This window comes from Bdellovibrionota bacterium (assembly GCA_040386775.1).
Lineage (GTDB): Bacteria > Bdellovibrionota > Bdellovibrionia > Bdellovibrionales > JAEYZS01 > JAEYZS01.
The window spans coordinates 1-2,540 of sequence record JAZKEU010000008.1 but is presented as its reverse complement, the minus strand read 5'-3'; the positions used below and the strand labels follow the sequence as shown (position 1 = coordinate 2,540).

Annotated in this window: 3 protein-coding genes; all 3 read left to right on the top strand. The window is 40.0% G+C overall.

Annotated features, from left to right (window positions below):
• Nucleotides 1-401: fumarate reductase/succinate dehydrogenase flavoprotein subunit (locus tag V4596_02880; GenBank protein MES2768064.1), on the top strand; the 401-nt coding region annotated here is incomplete at its 5' end.
• A gap of 29 nt (nucleotides 402-430) precedes the next feature.
• Nucleotides 431-1,177, top strand: a complete 747-nt coding sequence (locus tag V4596_02875) for a succinate dehydrogenase/fumarate reductase iron-sulfur subunit (GenBank protein MES2768063.1) — start codon at nucleotides 431-433, stop codon at nucleotides 1,175-1,177.
• Between the two features lie 15 nt (nucleotides 1,178-1,192).
• Nucleotides 1,193-2,494, top strand: coding sequence for a methyltransferase domain-containing protein (locus V4596_02870; GenBank protein ID MES2768062.1), 1,302 nt, complete (start codon nucleotides 1,193-1,195; stop codon nucleotides 2,492-2,494).
• The last annotated feature ends 46 nt before the right edge of the window (nucleotides 2,495-2,540 follow it).

Below are 2,540 nucleotides of genomic sequence, written 5' to 3'. Positions count from 1 at the left end.
TTGGACAAATCACTTGGGATAAAGTGGGAATGTCTAGAACAGAAGCTGGATTGAAAGAAGCCTTAGAAAAAATTCCTAAATTAAAAGAAGAATTCTACAGTAACCTAAAACTTGTTGGCTCTGGCGAAGAGCTGAACAAAGCTCTCGAACTAGCCGGGCGCGTATCTGATTTTTTTGAACTCGCTGAGCTTATGGCAAGAGACGCTCTCCATAGAACTGAATCTTGTGGTGGGCACTTCAGAGAAGAAAGCCAAACACCAGAGGGTGAAGCAAAAAGAGATGACAAGAATTTCAGTTATGTGGCGGCATGGGAATATAAGGGCGAAGGCCAACCCCAAGCTCTGCACAAAGAAGAATTAAAGTTTGAAAATGTTAAACTCGCTGAACGCAGTTATAAGTAAGCAGTTATAATTTAATAAGGAATAACATCATGAATTTCACACTCGTAGTATGGCGCCAAGATTCTAAAGAAAAAGAAGGTAAGTTTGTCACTTACAATGCGACGGACGTTTCAGCGGATATGTCTTTTTTAGAAATGTTAGATTATGTCAATGAAGGTCTCACCAAGAAAAATGAGCGCCCTATAGAGTTCGATAGTGATTGTAGAGAAGGAATTTGCGGAACTTGCAGCTGTATGATCAACGGTCAAGCTCATGGTCCCTTGAGAGGCGTGACAACTTGCCAACTTCATATGAGATCATTCAAAGATGGTGACACCATTGTTATTGAACCTTGGAGAGCGAAAGCTCTGCCTGTGATTCGTGATTTGATTGTGGATAGAAGTGCTTTTGATAGAATTCAGCAAGCCGGAGGATATGTTTCAGTTAAGACAGGTCCACAGCCAGATGGAAATTCAATTCTAATTGGGAAAGAGGCGGCGGATAAAGCAATGGATGCAGCTCAGTGCATTGGCTGCGCAGCTTGTGTTGCCGCTTGCCCAAATGCTTCCGCATCACTCTTCACTGCTGCTAAGGTGACACAATTTGTTTATTTACCTCAAGGAAAACCTGAGGCTAAAACTAGAGTTATGAATATGGTTGAACAGCATGACAAAGAAGGTTTTGGGAACTGCACAAACATTGGTGAATGCCATGCAGCTTGCCCGAAAGACATTTCGATTCAACATATCGCTGTCATGAAAGCGGAATACATCAAAGCTTCTGCTTGTGATGAATAACTCTAAGGATATGTAATGTCTTGGTCACAATACTCATGGAGAGTCCAAAAAGGTCATGATCGTAGAATTAGAGCCGGCCATCCGTGGGTTTTCTCCAATGAATTAACAAAAAGTCCAAAGGGACATCCCGTTGGTCATCCTGTTGAACTTTTAGATGATAAAGGGAATTTTTTAGCCTGTGGTTATGGAAATCCAAATTCCTTAATTTCTTTTAGAGCTTTATCCTTTGATCCTGTTTCAATGGAACCTCAAGAATTTTTACTTCAGAAGCTTCTATATGCATGGAAGAAGCGTGTTCACTTGGGTTTAAAAAATAGTTTTAGAATGTGCTTTAGTGAAAATGATTCTTTATCTGGATTGATGGTAGATTACTACGTCGTAGATCAGAACAATCAAAAAGGCCAAGTCTTTGCGATTCAAATATCGACTGCGGGAATGGATTATCTTTTAAAGGATATCCTCCCTTTCTTTAAAAAATTTGTTGAAGAAGCTTTGGATCAAAGACTCACCGACATTCCTTGGTCGCACACCTCCATTGTTTTAAAAAATGACATTCAGATTAGAAAACTTGAAGGCTTAGAAGTTGAAGACGCACGCGTGATACAACAGAGTGAGTTTTTTAAATTGGATGAAATTGATATTTTGATTACGACTCCGATTGATCAATCTTCAATTAAAATGTCGACGGATCTTATTGATGGACAGAAAACTGGGTTTTTCTTAGACCAAACTAGAAATATCGAAGTGGTTTTGGGGCAACTTAATAAAATCTTCAAGGGTCCCTCCTCTCCTAAAAAATTGCGAATTTTAGATTTATGTTGTTACGTTGGTCATTGGTCAGCACAACTTGCCCACTTTTGTAAGATCAATAACGTAGAACCGGAGATCACCGCGGTGGATATTTCTCCAAAAGCTTTAGCTTCTGCTTCAAAAAACATTTCAAGACTCACTCAAAACTTTAAGACTGTAGAACTCGACGTAATCGATAAACTGGATTCAATGACAGAAAAGTTTGATATCGTAATCTGTGACCCGCCGGCTTTGATTAAAAATAAAAAGTCCATTCCAACAGGTCAACACGCGTACATGAAGCTCAACACGAATGCGATGAATTTGCTTGAAAAGAATGGTCTCTACGTGAGCTGCTCTTGCAGTGGTTTACTAGAAAAGACGGACTTACTTAGCATTCTAAGGAAAGCACAAACACGTTCCAAAAAATCCCTTCAGATTATCTCTGAAGGCGGACACGCCGCCGACCATCCCCATTTAGCCTCATTCCCAGAAGGTTTTTATTTAAAAATGCTCCTCTTCGCCTAAACCTACCAAACCAAAAGGCGCTAAGTCGCTTTTGGCGACTTGTTGT